Here is a 25,226-nt window from a genome sequence, read left to right as displayed (position 1 = left end):
TGGTTGAGCTTGACGGTATAGTAAGCCCATGTCGTCGCCGCGCCAACATCCCGTCACCCCGGACGGCCGCTATTTCGTGGTCGACGGCCGGCTTTGGCGCACCAGCAATCCGGACCTGGCGCCCGACGTGCGCCAGGCGCTGGTCGACCGGCTGATGCGCGCGCGGCGCCAGGTCGGGGTGGCGAAGAAGGCAGGCGACGTCGATGCCGAACGCGCGGCGCGTGCGGAAGTCGACGCCGCCAAACGTGGCCTGGGCGAGCGCGGCCCGGTCTGGTGGCGCGACGGCGCGCCGGACTTCAACCGCAAGATGGCGAAGAATACGCCGTACGCGGACTGGTTTGCGGCGCTGGGCGAGGCGTGAACCAGCCACGGATGAATTGACGAACGCGCCGATCTCCGGCTGATCAGCCGGCGCGACGCGCACCCCATTCGACATCATTGAAACGAACGAGGACACAGGCATGAAACACAGCGGCAATACGATTCTCATCACCGGCGGTGGCAGCGGCATCGGACAGGCGCTGGCGCAGCGCTGGCACGATGCGGGCAACCACGTGATCGTCACGGGACGGCGCCGGCAGGCGCTCGATGCGGCCATCGCCGGCCGCGAACGGATGAGCGCCTACGTGCTCGACGTGACCACGGCAAGCGAAGTCGAGGCCTTTGCCCGGCAGGTCGTCGCCGAGCACCCGCAGTTGAATGTGCTGGTCAATAACGCCGGCGTGTACAGCGCCGAAAAGATCGTCACCCGGCGCGACCTGGCGCAGGCGGAGCAGATGATCGAGACGAATATCCTCGGCCCGATCCGCATGACGAATGCATTGATCGACCACCTGGCCGCGCAGGCCGATGCGGCCATCGTCAACGTCTCGTCGGGCCTGGCCTTCGTTCCCTATCCGGCCGCACCCACCTACAGTGCGACCAAGGCGGCGATCCACTCGTACACGGCCGCGATTCGCCCGCTGCACGCGGGTAAGGTGGAAGTGATCGAAATCGTGCCGCCGCAGGTGCAGACCGAACTCACGCCGGGCCAGTCGAACGACCCGAACAGCATGCCGCTCGACGCCTTCGCCGATGAGGTGATGGCGCTGCTGCACGCGCCGGACACGCCCGCCGAAGTGTGCGTGGAACGCGTCCGGTATTTTCGCGAAGCCGAGGCCAAGGGACAGTTCGACGAAGCGCTGCGGATGCTGGCGCAGTACAGCTGACGCAGCCGCCGCAGGCTGCGCAGACCGGTCGATCCGCCGGTCAACCGGTCAGTATTCCTGCTGCGTCGGCCGGAACAGGATCTCGTTGATGTCGACGTCGTCCGGCTGGCCGATCGCGTACGCGACCGCGCGCGCGAACGAGGTCGGCGAGATCGCGATCTCGTAGAACTTGCGCACGCCCTCGGCCACGTCGGCTTCGGTGATGCTGTTCGGGAGTTCGGTGTCGACCGCGCCCGGCGAGATGATCGTCGTGCGCAAGCCGTACGCCTTGACTTCCTGGCGCAGGCCTTCGGAGATCACACGCACCGCGTGCTTGGTCGCCGAGTAGACGACGCTGCCCGGGCGCACCTTGTGCCCGGCCACCGACGACACGCTGATGATGTGGCCCGAACGCCGTTCGATCATGTGCGGCAGCACCGCCGCGATGCCGTACATGACGCCCTTGACGTTCACGTCGATCATGCGGTCCCAGTCGTCGATTTTCAGACGCTCGAGCGGCGAATGCGGCATCAGGCCGGCGTTGTTGAGCATGACGTCGACGCGGCCGTACTTGGCGATGGCGGCGTCGACCAGCGCCTGGACCTGCGCGGCGTCGGTGACGTCGGTCTGCACCGCCAGCGCCCGGCCGCCGGCCGTGTTCAGCTCGTGCGCCAGCGCCTCGATGCGCTCCACGCGGCGCGCACCCAGCACCACGATGGCGCCCAGCGTCGACAGATGCTGGGCCGTGGCTTCGCCCAGCCCGCTGCTGGCGCCCGTAATGACGATGACCTTGTCCTGGATATTGTTTTCCACTGTTCGCTTCCTTCGGTGATTGCGTGAACGGCCAGCATAGCCCAGCCCGCAAATTCGCGTCCGGCGCTGCGTGCGGAAACGTGCAGGGTCAATACGCGCATTCACCCCATCGCATCGGCCATCGGTCACACACGCGCATGCGGGCGTGCCGCGCCTGCCTAGAATGGATTTCCTCCATCACCAAGGACATGCCGTGCCGAAGTCGACACTGTTCGCGCTCCTGTCTGGCCTGGCCGCGCTGGCCTCGAGTGCGGACGCGCCCGCGCAGGAACTCGATCCCATCCAGACGGTGACCGTGACCGCCAAAAAAGAAGCGGTCGTGAAAAAGCTCGACAAGACCGTGGTGGACGTCTCCAACGCGCCGCGCGCGGCCAACGGCAGCGCCCAGGATCTGCTGCAGGCGACGCCGGACGTATCGGTCACGGCCGACGGCCGGATCACGGTCAAGGGCAACAAGCAGGTGACGGTGCTGGTCGACGGCAAGCCGAGCGCGATGCTGTCCGGCTCCGGCGAGGAGCGCGCGCTGGCGCTGCAGACCATGAGCGGCGCCGACATCGCCGCCATCGAAGTCATCACCAATCCATCGGCGGCCTACAACGCCAACGGCGGCGCGATCCTCAACATCGTCTTGAAGCGCAACCGCAAACCGGGCGCGCATGGGCAAGTGCAGGGCAGCACCGCGAAGGGGGGGCTGTGCAACCTCGGCGCCTCGGGCGACGTCACGCGCGGCCAGCTGAGCGCGCACGCCAGCCTGGCGTTGCGCCACGACGGCAACGACAAGCTGCGCGCGTCGAGCGTCGATTGGCGCGATCCCCTGCAAGGACGGAGCGGCCGGACGACGCAGCGCTCGGAGGTGTTCGTCCATCGCGTGGTCGACAGCGCGGCCTTCGGCATCGACGATGCGATCGGCGAGCACGACACGCTCAGCCTGACGGCGCGGCACAACGCGCGCCGCTCTCATCCGCTGTTCGACGTGCTTAACAGCGAGCGCGGCGACGGCACGGAGACCCGCTATCACCGCATCTCGGACGGTCCCAACGAACAGTCCGACGACAGCACCAGCCTGAGCTTCAGCCACCAGGACAGCGCCAGCGCGCTCAAGGCCATGTTCCAGCGCAGCAGCACGGACGCGCTGGTCGACAAGTCGTACAGCGACGTCTTCCTCGCGCCCGCGCGCGCGACCGCATTCAGCCACGGCGCGAGCCGCAGCGCGCGCCATCTCACGCAGGGCACGCTCGACTGGAGCCGCCCGCTCGACAGCGGGCAGCTGGGGCTGGGCCTGGACCTGCGCGGCCAGGTCGACGAGCTCGGCAACTACCAGGCCGCGCTCGATCCGCTGACGCGCGCCGAGACGCCGGATCCCGGCACGACCAACGCCTACGCGGTGAACACGCTGGTCCAAGCCGCTTACGTCACCGACCAGATCCGGCATGAAGCATGGGAAGCGCTGCTGGGCGCACGCCTGGAGCGCATGGCCGTGCGTGTGGAGTCGGCGCAGGCCGCACACTGGCAGACGTTCGACCCCAGCCTGCACCTGAAATACGACCTGGGCGGCAAGGCCGGCCTGACGCTCAGCTACCGCCGCAGCCTGCAGCGGCCCGACCCGCGCGACCTCGATCCTTTCACCACCTACGTCGATGCGCACGACCTCAGCCGCGGCAATCCCGGCCTGCAGCCGCAGCGCCTGAGTGCATGGGAAGCCGGCCTGGATGCGCAGGTGGAACGGTTGAGCGGCAATCTCGGCGCCTTTGTGCGCACCAGCCGTGCTACGGTCGTCGACGCGCGCAGCATCGACGACAGCGTGATCGTCACGTCGAAGCAGAACGGCGGCCAGGCGCGCTCGGTCGGGGTCTCGGGCTCGCTGGATTGGACCGTGAACGCCCAGCTGCGCCTGGGCGTGGATACCAGCGTGTACCAGGTGACGCTCGAGACGCCGGACCTGGCGGATATCGTGCGCCAGGACGGCCTGGCGGGCACGCTCAACCTGCGCGCGGCCTGGAGCGGCGCGCACGACGACGTCTCGCTCGATGCGCATGGCCAGTCCTCCAGCATCACGCCGCTTGGCCGCGAAGGCGCGACCAGCAGCGTCAACCTGGGCTGGAAGCACAAGCTGGGCAAGACGCTGAGTCTGACGGTCAACGCCAACGATATCTTCGATGGCAGCCGGCGCAGCGATCGGACGGACGCCGCCACCTTCCGCCAGAGCGGGTTCGAGCACGTCGTCGCGCGGCGGGTCTATGTCGGATTCGTGCAGAAGTTCGAGTGAATCCGCCTCGTGATGCCGCCGCCGCTGCCGCATGGCGCCGCGGCGGCGGCGCATAACCGTGACGCCACGATCATGCCGGCGTCTTGCTCGAGAGACGCTTGAGCCGTTCCAGCGCGCTCTCGGTCCCGGCTTCCGGCTGGCTGACCGACTTGCGGATCGCGTCGAGCTCGGCCTGCTGGTCGAGCGGCTTCTGGCCGATGTCGGCGACGATGCGCATGCCGGCCGCCTCGTTGCTGACCGCCTGAGCGCGGCGGGTGAGGGCGGTCAAGGCGCTCGAGCTGCCCTGCATGCTGGTCAAGCCGGCCAGCTGGCTCTGGCGCTCCATGCGCATTTCCTGCAGCTGCTTCTGGGCCTTGGCGGCGGCCAGTTCCTGCATCGCCTTTTTGGCTTGGGCGTCGAACTCGGCCAGCTGCCTGGACAGTGCGTCGACGATCTTTTGCAGCTCGTCCATGTATTCCTTGGCGTCGGCCTCTTCCTGGATCTCCTGCGGCAGGCGCGCCTTGTTGGACTCGAGCTCGTCGCAGAACATCGTGACGGTGGCTTCGGAGATGGTGCCGGCGGCCAGGCGCTCGGCCAGCTTCTCGGCGGCGCGTTCGTCGTTGGCGATCAGCGTCTGCAGGTTGATCACGTCGCCGTGCTCCTTGGCGAACTGGGCGCGCGCGGTCGCCAGCAATTGCGCGGTGTCGCGCAGCGTGGCGACCAGGCGGTCGCGATCGGCCTCGGTCGCGGTTTCGGGGTCGAAGTTGGCGATCGCCTCGGCGATCCGGCTACCCAGGGCGCCAAAATGCTTCGTCACCAGGCGTGCGGTCAGGCCCCATCCACTAGCGTTGCTCATTGCTGTTCCTTTCGTTGGTAAAAGTACTACTGCACTGTGATGCGTTCCGGTTCGACCGGGATGCCGATCACGAAGTCGACATGGATGTCGCGCCGGCTGGCGTCGCCATCGACGCCGTCGACGATTTCGGTCGTGATCGATAAGATTTCGCGTGCGCCGCCGGCCAGCTGGCGCACGTACGGCATGGTGACCAGCTGCTGGCGCAGGCCATGCTTGCCCTGGGCGTCGTCGATGCGGATTTCCTGGCCGCGGAACGGCGCCACGAAGACCGACTCGCGCGCGCCCGCGTCGCGGGTGAAGTCGATCCGGTCGAGATCGCCGAACACGGCGGCCAGGCCGGCCTCGGACAGCATGTCGGCCAGCTGCTCGCGCCACAGCGTGTAGCCGGCGTCGCCCAGGCCGTAGCCGGCTTCGCCGGTGTAGGCGCGCTGGTCTTCGAGCGATTCCGGGATCACGCGCGCCAGGCCGGTGCAGTACAGGATCTCGGCGATGGCGCCGTCGGGACGGCAGAACACCTGCAGGAACTTTTCCTTGCCGTCATCGTCGCCCATCGCCAGATAAAAGCGGTACAGCTCGGTGTGCGGTTCCAGCTTGAGCTGCGACACCGCCAGCACGCGGTCCTCGCCGGCGTCCAGCGTGGCGATCAGCGAGCCGTTGGCCTGGGCGCGGATGATCGGCGACTGCTGGATCTTCACCAGGCTGCCGATGCGCGCGCCCAGCGGCAGGCCGTCGTCGGCGCGGGTTGCCTCCCCGGCGGCGGCGGCGCCGAAGCCGCGCTTGTCGGCCATGCCGCGCACGTAACTGAACACATCTTTCCAGGCCATGGCCTCAGTTCCTTTCGAACGAATAATTCGGTTTGTCGGCCTCGCGCCGGGCGGCGCGGTGGCGGCGCCAGCCGCGCCAGGCGAACCACAGTCCCCAGGCGATCACCGCCAGCAGACACAACGTCACGAGCATGCTGAAAAACGACGTGCCGCCACTGTGTGCGCCGTTGCCGTTGACGCCGTTGTTGGGGCCACCCGGCGCCGGGTAATAGCCGCCCCCGTAGCCGCCCCCGTGCGCATGTGCGCTGGCACTGCGCGCGATCATGGCGCCGGCGATCACGTGGCCGAGGCCGCCGCCGCCCTGGTGCACCACGACCGTGGGCGGGACCGCCGGCGTTTGCATGCCATTTGGCGGCATCGGCTGCGGTATCGGCTGGGGGGCCGGCTGGGGTGCGTTCGAAGCCGCCTTGGCCGCGTTGCGCTGGCCGAGCGTCTCCAGCGCCCTGGCCTGCGCCGACTGTTTGCTCAGCTGCTGCGACAGCGCCGAATCGGACTGCCGTGGCGCGCCCTGGGCGCTGCCGAAGCTGCCGAAGCCGCCGCGCGGCCGGGTCGGGGCCGCATTGCTTGCATCGGCTGCGCCGGGGCTGCGCGCCGGCGCCCCAGCAGCCGCCTGCCGGCTGCTGAACGCACCGAAGCCGGATTTCGGCGCCGCCGCATGCGACGATGACGGCGTCGATGCATGGCCGCTGGAAGCGTGCGACGAAAAGCCGTGGCTGAACGAGGCGCCCGGTTTTGCGCCCGCATCGAGGGCAGGCGCCAGCGCGAGCAGCACGGATAGCACGATGGAGAAATGGGCAGTCTTCAACATGGTCAAGGGCGCCGTCAAAAGTTAGAATCAGAATAACGAACACGATGCTGGAACGCATCGGTAAAACACTGCGAGGATTACCATGACCCGACGCTACCTGGACATGAACCAGCACGATGCGCTCTACACGGTGGCGCGCAAGTTCCCCGGCGGCCTGGATGCGCTGGCGCAGGAGCTGGACATATCGGTCAACGTGTTGCGCAACAAGTTATCGCCGACGATCGCCTCGCACTACCCCTCATTCGAAGAGGTATCGCAGATCGTCGAGTGCTGCCATAAAGCGGGCGTGGCGGAGGCCCATCTGCCACTGCATGCCTTGCTGGTGCGCCATGGCATGGCGGCGTTCGTCGTGCCCCAGCCGGAATCGGCGCGCCAGGACGATCTGTCGCAGACGGTGTGCCGGGTGATGAGCGAGGTCGGCGCAGTGGCCGAGGCGGTGTCGAGCGCATTGCTCGACGGTATCATCACGCCCACCGAGGCGGATTTGATCGAGCGCAAGTTCCAGTCGGCGCTGTCGGTGCTGGGCGCGTGGCGCGCGCGTCTGCGCGACGAAACCGGGAGCGGCATACACTGAAATGGAAAGCGGCGCGGCAGGGGCACGCCGGCAAAGTGGCCGTGCGCCTCTTCCTACACGATAGAGCGACCTCATCCTATTTTGCTCACGAGCTGGCGGCCCCAGATCAGTTGTACAACCACCCAACGGAGAACATCATGAAAACCTATCAAACCGTACTGATCGGCGGCCTGATGGCCCTCAGCCTGGCCGCTTGCAGCTCGACCGGCACCAGCGGCGGCGACATGAGCAGCGGCAGCTCGATGAGCACCGGCAGCACCAACACCGGCACCACCACCGCAGGCAGCGACAACGGCGCCGACAACAATGCCGGTGCGGGCGCCAGCAACAACGCCACCAACACCGGCGCCCCGACAGCGCCGTCCACCGCCACCAGCACCTCCGGCGGCGCCAACCGCTGATCGGGCCGATCGGCTGAGCGAAGGAGAAGATCATGAAAACTTTTCATAGCATCCTGGTCGGCGGCGCGATGGCGCTCGGCCTGGCGGCCTGCAGCTCGACGCCGATGCCCAGCGACACGGGCAGCAGCCTGAGCAGCGGCAGCTCCTCATCCGGCGCGACCGCAAGCAGTGGCGTCGACAGCGGCGCCGGCGTGGGCGGCAGCAACAACGCGACCAACACCGCGTCGCCGGCCACGCCGCCGACACTCGACGGCGCTAACCCGCCGCCGAACGTGCCGACCGGCGCCGCTTCGAACGGCGTGAACAACGGCGTCGGCAACCGCTGACCCGGACGGCTGCGCGGCCGGCAATGGAAAGAGATCGTACGGCTGTTCCTACGCCGTGAGACGGACTCATCCTATTTCAAACGGCCGCCGCCGGCTTAACATCGACGTCATCAACCTCGAATCGGAGCACACCATGAAAACCTACCAAAGCGTACTGATCGGCGGCCTGATGGCCCTGGGCCTGGCGGCCTGCAGCTCGACCGGCCCCAGCGCCAGCGACATGAGCGGCAGCTCGTCCTCGGGCGCGGCCACCAGCGTCGGCAACTCGGACAACAACACCAGCTCGGGTGCAGGCGGCACAGGCAACGCGACCGGCATCGGCGCCTATGGCACCCCGACGGCGGCCGACCGCGGCAGTGCGTCGTCCGGCGCCGGCGGCACCGGCAGCACCGGCACCGGCAGCACCGGCACCAGCAGCACCGGCACCAGCGCCACCAGCAACAGCAGCGGCCACTGAGCGGCAACAGCAGCGGCCACTGAGCGGTCTGCAAGCGGCCGTACGCCGGCACTCGGCGCACGGCCGGGAGGGCAAGCGATTTGCGGCGGGTGCGCCGCCATCCGTTAAAATGTCGCCATTTCCCTACCTCCCACGATTGACATGACCCAGGACGAACTCAAGCAGGCCGTGGCCCGCGCCGCCATCGACTACGTGGTCGACGGCGAAATCATCGGCGTCGGCACCGGCTCGACCGCCAACTACTTCATCGACGAACTCGGCAAGATCAAGGAGCGCATCAAGGGCGCGGTGGCCTCGTCGGAAGCGACCGCGGCGCGCCTGCGCAGCCACGGCATCGACGTGGTCGACCTGAACGATGTCGACTCGATTTCCGTCTACGTCGACGGCGCCGACGAGATCGACGGCTCGGGCGCGATGATCAAGGGTGGCGGCGCGGCGCTGACGCGCGAGAAGATCGTGGCCTCGGTGTCCAGGCGCTTCGTCTGCATCGCCGACGGCTCCAAGCTGGTCGCCAGGCTGGGCGCCTTCCCGCTGCCGGTCGAGATCATCCCGATGGCGGCCAATGCCGTGTCGCGCCAGCTGCAGGCCCTGGGCGGCCAGCCGCGCCTGCGCCTGAACAAGGGCACCAATGAGCCGCAGGTGACCGACAACGGCGGCTACATCCTCGACGTGGCCGGCCTGGACATCGCCGACCCGGTGGCGCTGGAGACCAGCATCAACGGCATCGTCGGCGTGATCACCGTCGGCCTGTTCGCGCGCCGCGGCGCCGACGTCTGCCTGCTGGGCACGGGCGACGGCGTCAAGACCATGACCTACGGGGGGTGAGAGGCCGATGAAGCGACTGTCCGCGACCTTGCCGTGCCTGGCGTTGCTGCCGTTACTGCTGCTGAGCGGCTGCGCGGGCATCCATAGCCTCATGCCGGCCGACCCGGCCACGCGCGCGCAGGCATCCGCGCCCGCGCGTGCGCCCGAGCCGGCATTGCGCACCGCCGATGGGGCGCCGATCGAGAAGCTGCCGTTCCACACCGGCGTGTCCTCGGCCACGGTCGAGCGCATGGCGCGCGAGCAGGCTTGCCAGGGTGGCCTGGGCGCCGGCCTGGTGACGCCGCCGGGGCCGGTCGAGGTCTATCGGATGCAGTGCGACAACGGCAAGACCTTCATGGCGCGCTGCGAGCTGCGCCAATGTCGTGGAATGTAACCTCGCCAAACCTGCTCCGCGTTGCACTGGCGGTCTGCGATGCCCGCTACGGTTTTGCGAGGCCACCTTACGCTAACGCATACCGCCGGTTTCAGGAAAGCAGGTTGGTGAGCCAGGTCGGATGGAACGGCAAGCCGAACAGCCCGGCGGCGCCGTAGAACACGCCGAACGCGGTCGGCACCAGCGCCGCCCGGTAAAGCCAGCGCTGGCGCGTCAGCGTGGTGATCGCCAGCATCGACAGCGACAGCGCCAGCGCGGCGTCGCTCAGGTCGAACTGGTCGTCGCGGTAGTTCAGCGCGTCGTAGTTGGCCTGGTCGTCGCGCGCCTGTTTCTGCACGTCCTGCTTCTTTTTCGCCTGGTCGGCTTCCAGCTTTTCCAGTTCCTCGATGGCTTTTTGGTAGCCGGCCTGCTCGGCGGCCGGGCGCGCCGGCGCAGCCAGGCGCAACTGCAGCAGCGCGATGTGGGCGTTTTCCTGGCGCTGGTTGCGCGCTTGGTAAAAGCCCCAGTGGTCGATCTTGTCGGCCTGCGCCTGCTGCATGGCCTGGTTGATGTTGTCGTCCTTGATCTTGCAGACGCCCATGAAGGACGCCAGCAGGGCGACGGTGAGCGCCACCTTGCGGTTCAGGGCGTCATTGGAGGAGGCGGCATCGTCGCTGATGAGTTCGGTGGGCTCCATGGCTTGCGGTTTCTTGGAACGGTTGTGCTGAGATAGAGGCGGCAAGTATCGCCGATCCATGCGCAGGCGTGGATGACAGGCTGGTAAGGATCGGACGGCGACGGATGGACGAAAAAAAGCGGCGCCGGGAACGGATCCCGGCGCCGCTTTCATGATCGGCGTTGCGCGTGGCGGAAAGTCGGAAGGCTCAGGCGGTCGGCGGCACGTAGCCTTGCGCCTGGTCGGCGCCTTCGCCGAAGAAGTGGCGCTCCATCTGCGTGGCCAGGTACTTGCGCGCACGTGCGTCGGCCATGTTCAGGCGGTTTTCGTTGATCAGCATGGTCTGGTGCTTGAGCCAGCCATCCCAGGCTTCCTTCGACACGCTTTCATAAATGCGCTTGCCCAGCTCGCCCGGGTAGGGCGGGAAGGCCAGGCCTTCGGCTTCCTTGTTCAGTTTGATGCAGTGGACGGTGCGGGCCATGTTCTTGCTCCTGGTTCGGATATTCGAAAAACGTGATTATAAGGCGGTACGTAAAAACGCACCGGCCATCACAGCGGCTTGATCAGCACCTGCGAGCGGCGCTGCCAGTTGTACATGTGCGCGCGGTCCTTGGGCAGGTCTTCCACCGTGGCCGGGATGAAGCCGCGCTTCTTGAACCAGTGCGAGGTCCGGGTGGTGAGCACGAACAGCTTGCTCATGCCGGCCGCGCGTGCACGGTTTTCCATGTGCTTGAGGATGCGCTCGCCGTCGCCCTGGGCCTGGGCATCCTGGCTGACGGTCAGGCAAGCCATTTCGGCCATCTTCTCTTCCGGGAAGGGATACAGGGCGGCGCAGCCGAAGATCACGCCGTCGTGCTCGATGACCGAGAACTGCTCGATCTCGCGTTCGATCAGCTCGCGCGGCCGCTTGACCAGCGTGCCGTCGGCTTCGAGCGGTTCGATCAGCTTGATAATTCCGCCGACGTCCTCAATTGTGGCGGGACGGAGGCTCTCCAGGTTTTCGGCGCTGATCATGGTACCCACGCCATCGTGGGTGAACAGTTCGAGCAGCGCCGAGCCGTCCATCTGGTAGGGCACGACGTGGGCGCGGTCGACGCCGCGGTTGGTGGCCTTGATCGCATGCTGCAGGTAGAACGAGGCGTCGGCCGGCAGGAAGCCCGCTTGCAGCACGGCTTCGGCCTGGTGCGTCGACAGTTCGCGGATGTCGGCGCCGGCCGCGTCGCGCATCAGTTCCGCCTCGGTGAGGAAGATGAGCTTTTCGGCGCGCAGCGCGATCGCGGCGGCGGACGCCACGTCTTCCATGGTCAGGTTGAACACCTCGCCGGTGGGCGAGAAACCCAGCGGCGACAGCAGCACGATGTTGTCCTCGGTTTCGAGGATGGTCTGGATCTTGTCGGCGGCGATCTTGCGGGTCACGCCGGTCAGCTCGTGGTCGACGCCGTCGATGACGCCGAGCGGGCGCGCGGTGACGAAGTTGCCGGAGACGATGCTGATGTGGGCATTCGACATCGGCGTGTTGGGCAAACCCTGGCTGAACGCGCCTTCGATGTCCAGGCGCAGTTCGCCGGCGGCTTCCTTCGCGCATTCCATGGCGGCGCCGTCGGTGATGCGCACGCCGTTGTGGAAGCGGCCCTCGACGTTGCGCAGCGCCAGCTGTTCGGCCACCTGCGGCCGCGAGCCGTGCACCAGCACCACGCGGATGCCGAGGCCGACCAGCAGGGACAGGTCCTGCGCCAGTACCGGCAGGGCGCCGGAGGCGACCAGTTCACCGGGAAAAGCGACGACGAAGGTCTTGCCGCCGAACGCATGAATATACGGCGCGACAGAGCGCAGCCACTGGACGAATAGGGTAGGGTTTTCCATTTGCCGCATTATAATTCGCTGCGCGTCGTGCGCACCAAATCTTGAAGAAATCAATGTCTGAACAGAGTAACAAGCCTGCACCGAACACGGCGCGCGCCGCATCTTCCGAAAGCCAATCGCAGCCGCAGACGCGCCCGCCTCGCGCGCAGGCGCAGACGCGCGCGGACGCCCCCGCACGCGAGCGCAAGCCGGCCGTGCGCAATCCTCTGCCGCCGATCACCTTTCCGGAAGACCTGCCGGTCTCCGGACGCCGCCAGGAAATCGCCAAGGCGCTGATGAACCACCAGGTCGTGATCGTGTCCGGCGAAACCGGTTCGGGCAAGACCACCCAGCTGCCCAAGATCTGCCTCGAACTCGGACGCGGCGAGAAGGGCATGATCGGCCACACCCAGCCGCGCCGTATCGCCGCCTCCAGCACCGCCAAGCGTATCGCCCACGAACTGGGCTCGCCGCTGGGCGAACACGTCGGCTACAAGGTGCGCTTCAACGACACGCTGTCGCCGGGCGCCTGGGTCAAGCTGATGACCGACGGTATCCTGCTGGCGGAAACCCAGACCGACCCGCTGCTGCGCGCCTACGACACGATCATCATCGACGAGGCGCACGAGCGCAGCCTGAACATCGACTTCCTGCTCGGCTACCTGAGGCAGCTGCTGCCGCGTCGGCCCGACCTGAAGATCATCATCACCTCGGCGACCATCGACGCCGACCGCTTCGCGCGCCATTTCGGCACGCCGGAAAAACCCGTGCCCGTGATCGAAGTCTCGGGCCGCCTGTACAAGGTCGAGGTGCGCTACCGCCCGGTCGAGCGCGACCCGGTCTCGCCGCCGGCCGGCGCGCAGGATTCAAGCAAGGGCGTGTCGAAAGCGCAGGCGGCGCGCGACAAGCGCGACCTGGTCGACGCGGTGGTCGATGGCGTCGACGAGCTGTGTCGCCTGGGACAGGGCGACGTGCTGGTGTTCCTGCCCGGCGAGCGCGAGATCCGCGACTGCGCCGAGGCGCTGCGCAAGCAGCATCCGCCGCACGTCGACATCCTGCCGCTGTTCGCCCGCTTATCTAGCGAGGAACAGGACCGCGTCTTCAAGACCACCAACGCGCGCCGTATCGTACTGGCCACCAACGTGGCCGAGACCTCGCTGACCGTGCCGGGCATCCGCTACGTGGTCGACTCGGGCCTGGCGCGCGTGAAGCGCTACAGCTACCGCAACAAGGTCGAGCAGCTGCAGATCGAGCCGATCTCGCAGGCCGCCGCCAACCAGCGCGCCGGCCGCTGCGGCCGCGTCGCCGACGGCGTCTGCATCCGCCTGTACGAGGAAGAGGATTTCGCCCAGCGTCCGAAATTCACCGACCCGGAGATCCTGCGCTCGTCGCTGGCCGCGGTCATCCTGCGCATGAAGTCGCTGCACCTGACGGATGTGGAGACCTTCCCGTTCGTCGAGCCGCCGCAGGGCCGCGCGATCGCCGACGGCTACCAGCTGCTGCAGGAACTGGGCGCGGTCGACGACGAGAACGCGCTCACGCCGATGGGGCGCAAGCTGGCCAAGCTGCCGCTCGACCCGCGCGTGGGCCGCATGATCCTGGCCGCGGTCGACAACCACTGCCTGAGCGAGATGCTGATCATCGCCTCCGCGCTGTCGGTGCAGGACCCGCGCGACCGGCCGATGGAATACCAGCAGCAGGCCGACGAAAAGCACAAGAAGTTCGCCGACGAGAAGAGCGAGTTCCTCAGCTACCTGAAGATCTGGAACTGGTTCGCCCAGGCGATCGAGCACAAGAAGAGCAACCGCCAGCTGCAGGACAGCTGCCGCGAGAACTTCCTGTCGCAGCTGCGCCTGCGCGAATGGCGCGACGTGCATTCGCAACTGCTCACCATCGTCAAGGAACAGGGCTGGCGCCTGCTGGACGCCGCGGCCACCTACGACCAGCTGCACATGGCGCTGCTCACCGGCCTGCTCGGCAACATCGGCTATAAACTCGAAGAGGAAGGCGCCACGGCGTCGCGCGCCGCGCAAAGCGGCGGCGGCTACCTCGGTGCGCGCGGCATCAAGTTCAACATCTGGCCCGGCTCCACGCTCGGCAAGAAGGCCGGCAAGTGGGTGATGGCGGCCGAACTGATCGAGACCACGCGCCTGTACGCGCGCACGATCGCCCAGATCCAGCCGGAGTGGGTCGAGAAGATCGGCGCGCACCTGCTGAAGAAATCGTGGGGCGAGCCGCGCTGGGAAAAGCGCAGCGCGCAGGTGACGGCCAGCGAGCGCGCCACGCTGTACGGCATCGTCGTGTACGGCCAGCGCCGCATCAACTACGCCAACATCAATCCGATGGAGTCGCGCGAGATCCTGATCCGCGAGGCGCTGGTGGGCGGCGACTACGAGACGCGCGCGCCGTTCTTCGCGCACAACCACAAGCTGATCCGCGAGATCGAGAACCTCGAGCACAAGTCGCGCCGCCTGGACGTGCTGGTCGACGACCAGCTGATCCAGGCCTTCTACGACAAGGAGATCCCGCGCGACGTGGTCAACGGCGCCGGCTTCGAGAAGTGGTACAAGGACGCCTCGCGCGACAACCCGAAGCTGCTGTTCCTGAACCGCGAAGAACTGATGCGCCACGAGGCGGCCGGCGTCACCACCGAGCTGTTCCCGAAGACCATGAACGTCACCGGCATCGAGATGGGGCTGAGCTACCACTTCGAGCCGGGCAGCCCGCGCGACGGCGTCACCTTGAGCGTGCCGCTGTTCGCGCTGAACCAGATTCCGCAGGAGCGTCCGGGCTGGCTGGTGCCGGGCATGCTGAAGGAAAAAGTGCAGCTGCTGCTCAAGTCCCTGCCGCAAAAGCTGCGCCGCCATTGCGTGCCGCTGCCCGAGTACGCGGCCGGCTTCTTCGAGCGTAACTCGGATCCGGTGCGCTTCGGCCGCGGCGACCTGGTCGACGCGCTGATCATGGACATCCACCAGCACACCAGCGCGCGCGTGCTCACCACCGACTTCAAGCTGGAGACGCTGCCGGCCCACCTGTCGATGAATTTCAAGGTGGTCGACGAGCATGGCCGCCAGCTCGACATGGGCCGCAACCTGGCCACGCTGCAGGCGGAACTGGGCAACCAGGCGCGCCAGAGTTTCCAGCGTATGGCGGAGGCGTCGCCGCAGGACGTGGCCAACGGCCAGGCGCGCGCGCAGGCGGCGTTCGGCAAGCCCGGGTCCGGGCCTGCGCCTGCGCCCACGCGCGCGCAGGGACAGGCGAGCGCGCCCGCGCAAGGGAAGGGCGCCGCGCCGGCGGCTGCGGCAGCCTCGAACGCCCCGGCGCCGGCGGTCACCAACATCACCGGCTGGACTTTCGGCGAGCTGCCCGAGCTGATGGAAATCCGCCAGGGCAAGCTGACGCTGATCGGCTTCCCGGCGCTGGTCGACAAGGGCAACCACTGCGACCTGGAAGTGTTCGACGACCCGAACGTGGCCGCGCGCACCCATCGCATCGGCCTGCGCCGCCTGTTCGCGCTGCAGTTCAAGGACCAGCTCAAGTTCGCCGAAAAGAACATCCCCGGCTTGCAGGGAATGGGCATGCAGTTCATGTCGGTCGGTTCGCCCGAGGACTTGCGCGAGCAGATCGTCAACAAGGCGATCGACATCGCATGTCTGCAGGATCCGCTGCCGCATGACGCCGCGTCCTTCAACAAGCGCCGCGACGAGGGCAAGGGCCGCATCGGCCTCCTGATCAACGAGATCGCGCGCCTGGTCGGGCAGATCCTGGCCGAGTTCCACGGCATGCCCAAGCGCCTGCAGAACCTGTCCTCGAGCGTGGCCGCCGACATGCAGGCCCAGTTGCAGGGCCTGGTGCACAAGCGCTTCATCGCCGAGACCGAGTACAGCCAGCTGGCGCACTTCCCGCGCTACCTGAAGGCGATGAACGTGCGCCTGGAGAAGATGCGCCAGAACGCCAGCCGCGACGCCCAGCTGATGGCGGAGTGGCAGACGGCGGCGTCGCAGTTCCAGCGCACGATCAAGAACCAGCCGCTGAAGAACCTCGACCCGCGCATGATCGAGTTCCGCTGGATGCTGGAAGAACTGCGCGTCTCGCTGTTCGCGCAGGAGCTCAGGACGCCGATGCCGGTGTCGTCCAAGCGCCTGCAGAAGGTATGGGAGTCGATGCTGCGCTGATTCAAGCCAGGACCTGGTCGGCGCCCGGCGCTGCGTCGCGCAAGGCTGCCCAAGCCTTGAGGTCGCGCGCCAGGCTGCCCAGGAAGTAACCGTTCGACATGCCGCTGGCGGCGGACAGTGCGGCTGCGAACAGCGCATCCTGGCGCAGCTGCGGCTGGAGGAGGGTGGCGACGATCGCCGTATACTTGATGGCGAACACGGCCAGCATCACGCACAGCGGCGCCCAGCTGCCGCGCAGGCGCAGGTTGCCTGCGGTACTGCCTGCGACGATGCGTGCGCGTCCCAGGAACCAGATCGGCAGCGCCGTGGCAAGTACGCCGGCGCCCCAGGCCGCCAGCGCCGGACCCATCAGGCCGAAGCGCATGGCGATGTCCTGCAGGGCCAGTATCAGCATCACGGCGGGGATGATGAACAGCTTGCGCAGGCTGGCGTCGCGCTCGCGTGTCGCCAGCACGCCACGTACGACCAGGAAAGCCAGGATGGCCCAGACGAACAGCGGGGTGTGGCGCAGCAATTGCATCAACATGTCGATCTCCTTGAAAAGTCAGCATTGGGATTGAGGTTGATGCGACTTTGCCAGCCTGCCGGATGGGTGGGGATGGCATGCGACGAAACGCCGGAAAACGGCGCGAAGCGCGTTTTTTCGGCGACGAACCCTACCAACTTGTAATGTTGCACGGCGCGATATGGACCTACCATGACTTGCCTGCCGCAGTTGGCTTGGCAGGTGCAGAGACTGCTGTTTCTCTCCGTAATATTTTGCCGATGGTGATCCATCGGCATTTTTTTTGTCCCCAGCCTCGGCAGATATTTGCGCACGATTAAAAAAATACTGACAAGGTAATTCAGTTCAGGTAAAAAGTGTCGTGTTGAAACGTACAGACGGCAACAAAATTCACATAGTACCCACCATCAACGAGACACAGTGACATGAAATTATCCTCGTATAAACATGGCCTGCGCATGATGGCGACCGGGCTGCTGGCAACGGTATCGTTGGCCTGCCATGCTTCGCTTGGCCACGCGCCCACTTCTTTCCCCGATACGGCATCGAGCCAGGCGGTACGCGCGCGTGCACTGGCCGCGGGCAGCGCCAGCGCGGTCAACTACAACGTCAACAGCACCACGCTGACCAGCGGCACGGTCGTGCGTGAATACGTCGGCAGCGACGGCACGGTGTTCGCGGTCAGCTGGAACGGTCCTTTCATTCCCGACCTGCGCACGCTGCTGGGCGATCAATTCCAGACCCTGACCAGCGCAGCGGCAAGCCGTCCGATGGCGGGCCACAGCCAGCTCCATATCGACCGCGCCGACGTGACTATCGAATCGACGGGCCATATGCGCGCCTACGCCGGCCGCGCCTGGATCAAGGCCAAACTGCCGGCCGGTTTTAACGTACAAGACATCCAATGAAGCCCATCGACCAACTGTCATCCCGAGGCGGCGTGCAATCGGACCGCGTATCGTCGAGCCGCGCATTGTCGACCCGCTTCTTGACCGGCCTGGTGGCGTTGTCCGCCGGCCTGATGCTGGCCGCCTGCGGCGGCGGCGGCGGTTCCTCGGCCCCGTCCAGCGGCACCGGCACGACCACGCCGACCATCCCCACCACCCCGACTACCTCACCAACGACACCGACGTCACCGACGACACCGACCAATCCGGTGGCCTCGGCCAAGCTCACCGCCGGCGCCGCCACCGTGACCGCCGGCCAGAGCGTGACCCTGACCTGGATCTCGGCCGATACCGGCGCCGCCAATTGCACGGCATCCGGCGACTGGTCCGGCACGATCGCGACCAGCGGCAGCCAGGACGTGACCACCAGGTCCGCGACCAGCGCCTACACCGCGACCTACACGATCACCTGCGGTTCGGCCACCTCCAGCGCAAGCGTCAACGTCACCCCGCCGGTGATCTCGAACACCGTGCAGATGACGATGGATACCGGTCCAGCCGGCAGCGACAATAACGCGATCAACATCCCATACGTCAGCGTCACCGTGTGCAAACCCGGCACCACGCAATGCCAGACGATCGACCACGTCATGGTCGACACCGGTTCGTTCGGCCTGCGTATCGTCGCGCCGCTCGATGCTTCGCTGGGCCTGCCGGCGCAGACCACGGCGTCGGGCGCCACGGTCGGCGAGTGCGGCCAGTTCGTCAGCGGCTACACTTGGGGCAGCGTGCTCAAGGCCGACGTCAAGATCGGCACCGAAGTCGCCTTGAACCAGTCGATCCAGGTGGCGAGCGACGGCTCCGTCGGCCCGGCGCCGAGCGCCTGCACCAGCAAGGGCGGCAGCCTGGGCACCGTGAAGGCGCTCGGCGCCAATGGCGTGCTCGGCGTTGGCCTGTTCAAGCAGGACTGCGGCCAGGCCTGCGTCACCACCGCCGCGCCGGCCGCCTACTACGCCTGCACGGGCGGCGTCTGCACGTCGACCACGATGCCGCTGGCACAGCAGGTCTCCAACCCGGTCGCAGCGTTCGCCGTCAATAACAATGGCGTGATCATCAGCTACCCGAAGGTCAGCACCGGCGGCGGCACCCCGCCGACCGGCACGCTGACGTTCGGCATCGGCACCCAGTCGAACAACGGCTTGAGCGGCGCGACCACCTATGCGGTCAACCGCAACGGTAATCTGACGACGGTGTACAAGGGCGTGACCATGGGCGACAGCTTCCTGGATACCGGTTCGAACGGTCTGTACTTCACCGATTCGAGCCTGCCCAAGTGCAGCTTCAACACGGACTTCTACTGCCCGTCGACCCCGCTGAGCCTGACCGCGAACATCATTTCGGCAGACAATAGCGTCACCACCCCGATCAGCTTCACGGTCGAGAGCGTCGACAAGCTGCCGAATGGCACGGCTGCGGGCTGGATCGCAGGTCCGGGGAGCGGCAGCAAGGCCGCCACCACCTTCGACTGGGGCCTGCCGTTCTTCTTCGGCCGCAAGGTTTATATCGGCATGGAAGGCAACAACACCGCGCCGTATTGGGCGTTCTGATGGGACGCTGCAGGGCCGGTTCAGTCCGGCTGCGCAGCGAGTATCTTGGTCAACGCATAGCGCGCCCCGCCCGGCGGGAAACCGTCGATGCGGCTGACCACCTGGTAGCCCAGCTTTTCGTAGAAGGGCAGGGCCTGGAAGCTGAGCGTTTCGAGAAACATGCGCGGGCAGCCGCGCTCGCGCGCGAGCCCTTCGGCCCGCGCCATCAATGCCGACCCGAGGCCTTGTCCACGCATGGCCTCGGGCATCCACAAGGCCGAGACCTGGGTCCAGCCGAGGTAGACCGCCCCCATCAATCCGCCCACCACTTGTCCTTCCTGGTCGCGTAGCGTGATCAGGAAATAGCGTGGCGTGTCGCCGCCCGCATGCAAGGCGTTATAGGCGGTCAAACCGCCGACAATGACGTGCATGTCGGCCGGGTTTGGCTGGGCTTCGACGGTAATCTGCAGTCCGTGCTCCATGCGTACTCTCCATGATGAGGGGAGCTGCATGTTGGCACGCGGCATTCGATTGCGCAATCGGCGCCGCCCGCCGCTCGCCAGCGGCCTGCTCAGCCGATGTTGCTGCCGCGGATGCGGCTCAGGTCGGTATCGCCGCCCGCGTTGCCGGGGCGCGGATCGACGCTGCCGCTCGCCATATCGGCGCCGAGCGTGTCCGGCGCCATGGCCGCAGCGCCCGGGCGCGGATCGGTGCCGTAGAAGGTGTGGACCTGGCCGGCCCATCCGATGTCGGCCATGTCGGGCCAGCTGTCCTTGTTGAAGCCGGGCGCTTCCTTGAGGCGGTCCTTGTCGACGTCGAGGATGAAGCGTTTGCCGACGGTGTCCAGGCGCAGCGCCTGCCAGGGCACGGCGAACAGCTTTTCGCCGATGCCCATGAAACCGTGGAAGGCCAGCACCGCATAGGCGACCTGGCCGCTGTGCATGTCGAGCATGATTTCCTTGATGTCGCCCAGCTTTTCGTCGTGGGTGTTGACGACGTCCTCGCCGAGCAGGGTGTCGGCGCCCATCAGGGCCGGACCCGGACCGGCGCCGGTCGTGTCCTTGTACATGCCGTACTTGTCGCGGTCTGCATAGCTCATCGTGATCTCCTGTGTTGGATGCATCAACCCGTTCAGGGTAGGGAGACGGTACGCCGTGCATCTGAGGTCAGTCAATTGTGCGCGACCCGACGAACCTTTTTCTCAAAATAAAATATGAAGTTCGATGTGCAGGCTGGAACGGTTGAGCAGCGCGTTTATGCGAAGTGCCGTACAGAACACCCCATGCGATGTGGTTATTCTGTCAAGAAATTGGAGACTATCAACATGCCCCTCACCCAGCGCTGCAACTATGCCGGTTCGCTCGGCAAGCCGGTTCCGACCCGTTCCTTCCTGTCCGCCGTCAGCCGGCGCCTGCGCGGCCTGGTGCTGCCAGTGCCGCTGCCGCGCCTGCACCGCTGAAAGGCGTATCCGGCAATCTCAGGGATTGCCTTTGCCGCCGGCCACGCCATAGACCTGGCCGGTGGTGTAGCTCGCCGCGGCTTCGGCCAGCGACACGTACACCGGGCCCAGCTCGGCCGGCTGGCCCGGGCGCTTGAGCGGCTGGTCGGCGCCGAATTTTTCCAGGTTCTCCTGGGTCTGGCCACCGCACACCTGCAGCGGCGTCCACACCGGTCCCGGCGCCACCGCGTTCACGCGGATGCCCTTGTCGGCCAGCTGCTTGGCCATGACCTTCGTGAAGATCACCAGCGAGGCCTTGGTCTGCGAATACGGCAGCAGGTTGGGCGACGGGTCGTAGGCATTGACCGAGGCGGTGACGATGATCGCGCTGCCCGGCGGCAGGTGCGGGATCGCCGCCTTGGTGATCCAGATCGGCGCGTACACGTTGGTCTTGAAGTGCCAGTCCAGCTCGGCCGTCGTGATGTCCATGATCGAATCGATCGAGTGCTGGCGCGCGGCGTTGTTGACCAGGATGTCGAGTCCGCCCAGCTGGCGCGCGGCGTCGTCCACCAGGCGCTTGCAGAAGGCCTCGTCGCGGATGTCGCCCGGCAGCGCGACCGCCTTGCGGCCGGCCTGGCGGATCAGGGCGACGACTTCGCGCGCATCCGGCTCCTCGGCCGGCAGGTAATTGATGGCGACGTCGGCGCCCTCGCGCGCGAAGGCGATCGCGGCGGCGCGGCCGATGCCGGAGTCGCCGCCGGTGATCAGCGCGCGCCGGCCCAGCAGGCGGCCACTGCCGCGGTAGCTGGTCTCGCCGTGGTCGGGCTTGGGCGTCATCTTGCCGGCCAGGCCGGGCCAATCCTGCTGCTGGCGCGGGAACGGCGGCTTCGGATAGTTGGGCGGGGTCAGCGGGCGCGCGGCCGGGGTGGCGTTCTGCGCGGAGGCGACGCCCGGAGCGAGGGCAGGGGCGGCGGCGATGCCGGCCGCGACCGTGCCGACAAAGCGGCGGCGCGAGGAAACGATGTCGTCTTCGGGTTGGTCGTGCTGCGAGTCCATGGGCCAGGCTCCTGATCGGTTGATTTAATGATGAACTGATACTAGCCGCAATCAATATCGTGGAGCGTTCCTTAGCCTGGGAGAAACACGAAATGCTCGAGGTATCGTCGTGCAATACTGGTGAAACAAGCGGATCGACGACACGCCTTGCCGAGGGAAGCCGTAGCGGCGTCCCTCGGCGTCTGGATCAGTCCAGGTCGGACGCGTCGTGGCGCTCGGCCACCATTTCCTCGGGCTTGCCGCGCACGCGGTTGACCTTGCGGCCGCGGATCACGCCGCGGCGCGCGCCGACTTCCTCGGCCCAGCGGCGTACCTGCTGGTAGTTGTGCACCGCCAGGAACTCGGCGGCTTCGTACAGCTCGCCCATCACCAGGCAGCCGTACCACGGCCAGATCGCCATGTCGGCGATGGTGTACTCGTCGCCGGCGATGAAGCGGCGCTCGGCCAGCAGGCGGTCCAGCACGTCGAGCTGGCGCTTGGTTTCCATCGCGTAGCGGTTGATCGGGTACTCGAGCTTTTCCGGCGCGTAGGCATAGAAGTGGCCGAAGCCGCCGCCCACGAAAGGCGCCGAACCCATCTGCCACATCAGCCAGTTCATGGTTTCGGCGCGCGCCGGCTGCTCGGTCGGCAGGAAGGCGCCGAACTTCTCGGCCAGGTAGACCAGGATCGAGCCGGACTCGAACACGCGCACCGGTTGTTCGGCGCTGTGGTCGACCAGGGCCGGGATCTTCGAGTTCGGGTTGGCCTCGACGAAGCCGCTGCCGAACTGGGCGCCCTCGTTGATCTTGATGAGCCAGGCGTCGTACTCGGCGCCGGTGTGGCCGGCAGCCAGCAGTTCCTCCAGCATGATCGTCACTTTTTGCCCGTTCGGCGTGCCCAGCGAGTACAGCTGCAGCGGATGCTTGCCGACCGGCAGTTCCGCTTCATGGGTGGCGCCGGCGATCGGCCGGTTGATGTTGGCGAAGGCGCCGCCCGAGGGGGTGGCGGGGCTCCACACACGCGGCGGGACGTAGGGCGAAAAAGGGTTCGAGCTGCTGCCGGACATCGTGATCTCCTTGTTGATGCGATGCGTTGATGCGATCTGAGGTCACGATGATGCATCAAATTTGGCAAGCTTGCCGGGGATGCTACGGTGCGTGCTCAGGCGCTTGGGCCAGCGCTTGCGCGAACTTCGGCATCAGCGCCACCAGCTGCTCGACCTCGTGCGGCGCCCACGCTGCGAAGATCGCGCGCGCCTTGCGTTCGCGCGCGGCGTCGAGCGCCTCGGTCATCGCCTGGCCGGCGGCGCTGACGACGGCCAGGCGCACGCGCGCATCATGCTCGGCGGCGCGCCGTTCGACCAGGCCCAGGCTTTCCAGCTTGGCGACCTGGCGGCTGACCGTGGTGTGGTCGCGGCCGACGCCATCGGCCAGGTCGACCACGCCGATCGGACCGCGCCGCTCGATCCCGACCAGCAGCGGGAACAGCGCGCGGTCGAGCTTGATCCCGGCGGCTTCGATCAGCTCGACGTCGCGCTGCGGCGTGTTCATCGTGATCATGATGCTGATCAGGGCGTCGTGCAGCGTGCGCAGCTGTTGTTTCGATATATGTGTATCTTGCACATTCTTTCGGTTTGTCATAGCATGCCCTCCATTGCGTGCATTTTACACATAAAAGGGGGAGTCGCCATGGAAGTGGAAAACGAAGTGGACGTACTGATTTGCGGCGCCGGCGCAGCCGGATTGACGCTGGCGCTGGAACTGGCGCGGCGCGGCGTGCGCTTGCGCCTGATCGACCGGATGGAGGCGCCGTTCCACGGCTCGCGCGGCAAGGGCATCCAGCCGCGCACGCTGGAGATCTTCGAGGACCTGGGCGTGCTCGATCGCCTGGCGGCGCGCGGCGGTCCGTATCCGCCCTTGCGCGAATATGCCGGGGACGGCAGCTTCGTCGACACGGACGTGGTCGAAGCCCCGGAGCCGACCCCGGCCGAGCCGTTTGGCGCGCCGCTGATGCTGCCGCAGTTCCTGACCGAGGACGCGTTGCGCCGGCGTTTGCTGGAATTCGGCCACCGGGTCGAGTATGGCGTGACGCTGGACAGTTTTACCCAAGACGAGACCGGCGTGAGCGTGGTCCTGAGCGGCGCACAGGGTCGGACGCGGGTCCGCGCGCGCTACCTGGCCGGCGCCGACGGCGGCCGCAGCACGGTGCGGCATCTGCTCGGCATCGGCTTTCCCGGCAAGACGCTGGGCGTGCGTGCCATGGTGGCGGACGTGACGCTGGAAGGCCTGTCGCGCGCGGCCTGGCATCGCTTCAACGAGGGATCGATGGCGCGCCAGGTGGCGGTCTGTCCGCTGCTCGGCACCGACCTGTTCCAGGTGCAAGCGCCGGTGCCGCTCGAGGGGGAAGATGGCGGCGAGGTCGACCTGTCGGCGCAGGGCATCGAGGCGCTGGTGCGCGCCAGGAGCGGCCGCGACGACATCCGTGTGCACGCGGTGTCCTGGGCCTCGGCCTATTCGATGAATGCGCGCCTGGCCGAACGCTACCGGGTCGGCCGCGTGTTCCTGGCCGGCGACGCCGCCCACATTCATCCGCCCACCGGCGGCCAGGGCTTGAACACCAGCGTGCAGGATGCCTGGAACCTGGGCTGGAAGCTGGCGGCGGCGCTCGGCATGCGCGAGCCCGGCGCGGCCGAGCGCCTGCTCGACAGCTACGAAGCCGAGCGCCGGCCGGTCGCGGCGGCGATGCTCGGCCTGGCCACGCGCCTGCTGGATGCGGCCAGGCGCGGCGACCTGCGGCGCGGCCGCGAGACGCGCCAGCTCGACATCGGCTATCCGGACTCGCCGCTGGCGCTGGAGCGGCCGGCGCGTGCGGATGGCCTGCTGGCCGGCCAGCGCGCGCCCGATGCGCCGGTGCGTGGGGCGGGTGGCCAGCCGGTCCGTTTGTTCGCGCTGCTGCAGGGCGCGCACTGGACGCTGATCGGCCGGGACGTCGCGCCGGCGCTGCTGGACGGCTTGCGCCGGCCAGGGCTGCGCGTGCACGGCTTCGGCCCTGGCGGCGACCTGGTCGACGCCGATGGACATTTCCATGCGGCGTATGGCCTGGGGCCTGGTCAATTGCTGCTGGTGCGGCCGGATGGCTACATCGGTGCGTTCACCGCCGATTCGGAAGTCGAGGCCCTCGGGGCTTATTTGCGTGCGGCCGGCGTGGCGCCTTCGCATTGGATGCGCGATCACAATTCTTGACTTGACTCTGCGCTAAGGCCGCTTCATTGTTTGCATATTTACCATCGCCATGCAATGAGACGACGTGAAGGCGTGCCGGGACGAACGCCGCGGTATTTCGAAGCGGGCAAGAAGGTCGACAGCCGGCGGCCATATTGCGACGTGAACGAGGCGTTTGATAAGGAATTGCATC

General features: G+C 67.0%; 27 protein-coding genes. 14 read left to right on the top strand and 13 right to left on the bottom strand.

Annotated features, from left to right (window positions below; all coding sequences use genetic code 11):
• The first annotated feature begins 28 nt into the window (after positions 1 to 28).
• Together FA90_RS12880 and FA90_RS12875 are read left to right on the top strand one after the other, a co-directional pair.
• On the top strand, positions 29 to 361 hold the full coding sequence (locus FA90_RS12880) for a hypothetical protein (RefSeq protein ID WP_036169272.1): 333 nt from the start codon (positions 29 to 31) through the stop codon (positions 359 to 361).
• Positions 362 to 461: 100 nt separating this feature from the next.
• Positions 462 to 1,208, top strand: a complete 747-nt coding sequence (locus FA90_RS12875) for an SDR family oxidoreductase (RefSeq protein WP_036169269.1) — start codon at positions 462 to 464, stop codon at positions 1,206 to 1,208.
• 48 nt (positions 1,209 to 1,256) lie between these two features.
• Here the strand turns inward: FA90_RS12875 and FA90_RS12870 are convergent, their stop codons facing one another.
• On the bottom strand, positions 1,257 to 2,000 hold the full coding sequence (locus tag FA90_RS12870; RefSeq protein ID WP_036169267.1) for an SDR family oxidoreductase: 744 nt from the start codon (positions 1,998 to 2,000) through the stop codon (positions 1,257 to 1,259).
• Between the two features lie 193 nt (positions 2,001 to 2,193).
• Here FA90_RS12870 and FA90_RS12865 point away from each other — a divergent pair, with 193 nt between their 5' ends.
• Positions 2,194 to 4,266 carry a TonB-dependent receptor gene (locus FA90_RS12865; protein ID WP_036169265.1) on the top strand — a complete coding sequence of 691 codons (2,073 nt, stop codon included), beginning with the start codon at positions 2,194 to 2,196 and terminating at the stop codon, positions 4,264 to 4,266.
• 70 nt (positions 4,267 to 4,336) lie between these two features.
• Here the strand turns inward: FA90_RS12865 and FA90_RS12860 are convergent, their stop codons facing one another.
• Genes FA90_RS12860 through FA90_RS12850 form a run of 3 tightly spaced genes read right to left on the bottom strand, consistent with a single transcriptional unit; the run spans position 4,337 to position 6,733 of the window.
• Positions 4,337 to 5,101 carry a hypothetical protein gene (locus FA90_RS12860; RefSeq protein ID WP_036169263.1) on the bottom strand — a complete coding sequence of 255 codons (765 nt, stop codon included), beginning with the start codon at positions 5,099 to 5,101 and terminating at the stop codon, positions 4,337 to 4,339.
• Positions 5,102 to 5,127: 26 nt separating this feature from the next.
• Positions 5,128 to 5,925 carry a hypothetical protein gene (locus FA90_RS12855; RefSeq protein ID WP_036169261.1) on the bottom strand — a complete coding sequence of 266 codons (798 nt, stop codon included), beginning with the start codon at positions 5,923 to 5,925 and terminating at the stop codon, positions 5,128 to 5,130.
• 4 nt (positions 5,926 to 5,929) lie between these two features.
• Complete coding sequence (locus FA90_RS12850; protein WP_036169258.1) at positions 5,930 to 6,733, bottom strand: hypothetical protein; 804 nt, start codon at positions 6,731 to 6,733, stop codon at positions 5,930 to 5,932.
• Positions 6,734 to 6,815: 82 nt separating this feature from the next.
• Here FA90_RS12850 and FA90_RS12845 point away from each other — a divergent pair, with 82 nt between their 5' ends.
• The 6 genes from FA90_RS12845 to FA90_RS12820 all read left to right on the top strand — a co-directional run bounded on the left by FA90_RS12845 (position 6,816) and on the right by FA90_RS12820 (position 9,689).
• Entirely contained in the window at positions 6,816 to 7,307 is a 492-nt protein-coding gene (locus tag FA90_RS12845) for a phage regulatory CII family protein (protein WP_051971757.1), read from the top strand.
• 137 nt (positions 7,308 to 7,444) lie between these two features.
• Entirely contained in the window at positions 7,445 to 7,708 is a 264-nt protein-coding gene (locus tag FA90_RS12840) for a hypothetical protein (protein ID WP_156116698.1), read from the top strand.
• Between the two features lie 32 nt (positions 7,709 to 7,740).
• On the top strand, positions 7,741 to 8,034 hold the full coding sequence (locus FA90_RS12835; RefSeq protein WP_036169254.1) for a hypothetical protein: 294 nt from the start codon (positions 7,741 to 7,743) through the stop codon (positions 8,032 to 8,034).
• Between the two features lie 133 nt (positions 8,035 to 8,167).
• Positions 8,168 to 8,491 carry a hypothetical protein gene (locus FA90_RS26460; RefSeq protein WP_051971756.1) on the top strand — a complete coding sequence of 108 codons (324 nt, stop codon included), beginning with the start codon at positions 8,168 to 8,170 and terminating at the stop codon, positions 8,489 to 8,491.
• A gap of 141 nt (positions 8,492 to 8,632) precedes the next feature.
• Entirely contained in the window at positions 8,633 to 9,316 is a 684-nt protein-coding gene (gene rpiA / locus FA90_RS12825) for a ribose-5-phosphate isomerase RpiA (protein ID WP_036169252.1), read from the top strand.
• Positions 9,317 to 9,323: 7 nt separating this feature from the next.
• A complete protein-coding gene (locus FA90_RS12820) occupies positions 9,324 to 9,689 on the top strand; it encodes a hypothetical protein (protein ID WP_051971755.1) in 366 nt (121 codons plus the stop codon).
• 91 nt (positions 9,690 to 9,780) lie between these two features.
• Here FA90_RS12820 and FA90_RS12815 read toward each other — a convergent pair whose 3' ends face one another.
• The 3 genes from FA90_RS12815 to argA form a co-directional block, all read right to left on the bottom strand.
• The gene (locus FA90_RS12815; protein ID WP_051971754.1) at positions 9,781 to 10,365 is read right to left on the bottom strand and encodes a DUF4337 domain-containing protein; all 585 of its coding nucleotides are present in this window, start codon (positions 10,363 to 10,365) and stop codon (positions 9,781 to 9,783) included.
• 187 nt (positions 10,366 to 10,552) lie between these two features.
• Positions 10,553 to 10,825, bottom strand: a complete 273-nt coding sequence (locus FA90_RS12810; protein ID WP_036169250.1) for an oxidative damage protection protein — start codon at positions 10,823 to 10,825, stop codon at positions 10,553 to 10,555.
• Between the two features lie 68 nt (positions 10,826 to 10,893).
• Complete coding sequence (argA, locus tag FA90_RS12805) at positions 10,894 to 12,207, bottom strand: amino-acid N-acetyltransferase (RefSeq protein ID WP_081933827.1); 1,314 nt, start codon at positions 12,205 to 12,207, stop codon at positions 10,894 to 10,896.
• A gap of 53 nt (positions 12,208 to 12,260) precedes the next feature.
• Between argA and hrpA the strand changes: the two genes are divergently transcribed.
• On the top strand, positions 12,261 to 16,361 hold the full coding sequence (gene hrpA, locus FA90_RS12800) for an ATP-dependent RNA helicase HrpA (protein WP_036169245.1): 4,101 nt from the start codon (positions 12,261 to 12,263) through the stop codon (positions 16,359 to 16,361).
• A 1-nt stretch (position 16,362) separates the two neighbouring features.
• On the opposite strand, the gene FA90_RS12795 is transcribed toward hrpA, so the two are convergent.
• The gene (locus FA90_RS12795; RefSeq protein WP_036169242.1) at positions 16,363 to 16,887 is read right to left on the bottom strand and encodes a DUF6622 family protein; all 525 of its coding nucleotides are present in this window, start codon (positions 16,885 to 16,887) and stop codon (positions 16,363 to 16,365) included.
• Between the two features lie 404 nt (positions 16,888 to 17,291).
• On the opposite strand from FA90_RS12795, the gene FA90_RS12790 reads away from it, so the two are divergent.
• Together FA90_RS12790 and FA90_RS12785 are read left to right on the top strand one after the other, a co-directional pair.
• A complete protein-coding gene (locus tag FA90_RS12790) occupies positions 17,292 to 17,774 on the top strand; it encodes a DUF2844 domain-containing protein (protein ID WP_036169239.1) in 483 nt (160 codons plus the stop codon).
• Positions 17,771 to 19,360 carry a DUF3443 family protein gene (locus tag FA90_RS12785; RefSeq protein WP_051971753.1) on the top strand — a complete coding sequence of 530 codons (1,590 nt, stop codon included), beginning with the start codon at positions 17,771 to 17,773 and terminating at the stop codon, positions 19,358 to 19,360. The genes FA90_RS12790 and FA90_RS12785 overlap by 4 nt, the downstream gene beginning before the upstream one ends.
• Positions 19,361 to 19,380: 20 nt before the next feature.
• Here FA90_RS12785 and FA90_RS12780 read toward each other — a convergent pair whose 3' ends face one another.
• Together FA90_RS12780 and FA90_RS12775 are read right to left on the bottom strand one after the other, a co-directional pair.
• Positions 19,381 to 19,821 (bottom strand): GNAT family N-acetyltransferase, encoded by a 441-nt coding sequence (locus tag FA90_RS12780; protein WP_036169237.1) that lies wholly within the window; start codon positions 19,819 to 19,821, stop codon positions 19,381 to 19,383.
• Between the two features lie 89 nt (positions 19,822 to 19,910).
• Positions 19,911 to 20,438 (bottom strand): PRC-barrel domain-containing protein, encoded by a 528-nt coding sequence (locus tag FA90_RS12775; RefSeq protein WP_036169235.1) that lies wholly within the window; start codon positions 20,436 to 20,438, stop codon positions 19,911 to 19,913.
• 225 nt (positions 20,439 to 20,663) lie between these two features.
• Here FA90_RS12775 and FA90_RS27515 point away from each other — a divergent pair, with 225 nt between their 5' ends.
• Complete coding sequence (locus FA90_RS27515; protein ID WP_275041317.1) at positions 20,664 to 20,798, top strand: hypothetical protein; 135 nt, start codon at positions 20,664 to 20,666, stop codon at positions 20,796 to 20,798.
• Between the two features lie 18 nt (positions 20,799 to 20,816).
• Here the strand turns inward: FA90_RS27515 and FA90_RS12770 are convergent, their stop codons facing one another.
• The 3 genes from FA90_RS12770 to FA90_RS12760 all read right to left on the bottom strand — a co-directional run bounded on the left by FA90_RS12770 (position 20,817) and on the right by FA90_RS12760 (position 23,434).
• Positions 20,817 to 21,833 carry an SDR family oxidoreductase gene (locus FA90_RS12770; RefSeq protein WP_036169233.1) on the bottom strand — a complete coding sequence of 339 codons (1,017 nt, stop codon included), beginning with the start codon at positions 21,831 to 21,833 and terminating at the stop codon, positions 20,817 to 20,819.
• A 187-nt stretch (positions 21,834 to 22,020) separates the two neighbouring features.
• Positions 22,021 to 22,878, bottom strand: a complete 858-nt coding sequence (yghU, locus tag FA90_RS12765; protein ID WP_036169231.1) for a glutathione-dependent disulfide-bond oxidoreductase — start codon at positions 22,876 to 22,878, stop codon at positions 22,021 to 22,023.
• A gap of 82 nt (positions 22,879 to 22,960) precedes the next feature.
• On the bottom strand, positions 22,961 to 23,434 hold the full coding sequence (locus tag FA90_RS12760) for a MarR family winged helix-turn-helix transcriptional regulator (RefSeq protein WP_307171390.1): 474 nt from the start codon (positions 23,432 to 23,434) through the stop codon (positions 22,961 to 22,963).
• An 84-nt stretch (positions 23,435 to 23,518) separates the two neighbouring features.
• On the opposite strand from FA90_RS12760, the gene FA90_RS12755 reads away from it, so the two are divergent.
• On the top strand, positions 23,519 to 25,054 hold the full coding sequence (locus FA90_RS12755; protein WP_239700725.1) for an FAD-dependent oxidoreductase: 1,536 nt from the start codon (positions 23,519 to 23,521) through the stop codon (positions 25,052 to 25,054).
• Positions 25,055 to 25,226: the final 172 nt, after the last annotated feature.

Source organism: Massilia sp. 9096 (assembly GCF_000745265.1).
Classification (GTDB): domain Bacteria; phylum Pseudomonadota; class Gammaproteobacteria; order Burkholderiales; family Burkholderiaceae_D; genus Telluria.
This window is presented reverse-complemented; position numbering and strand designations above follow the sequence as displayed.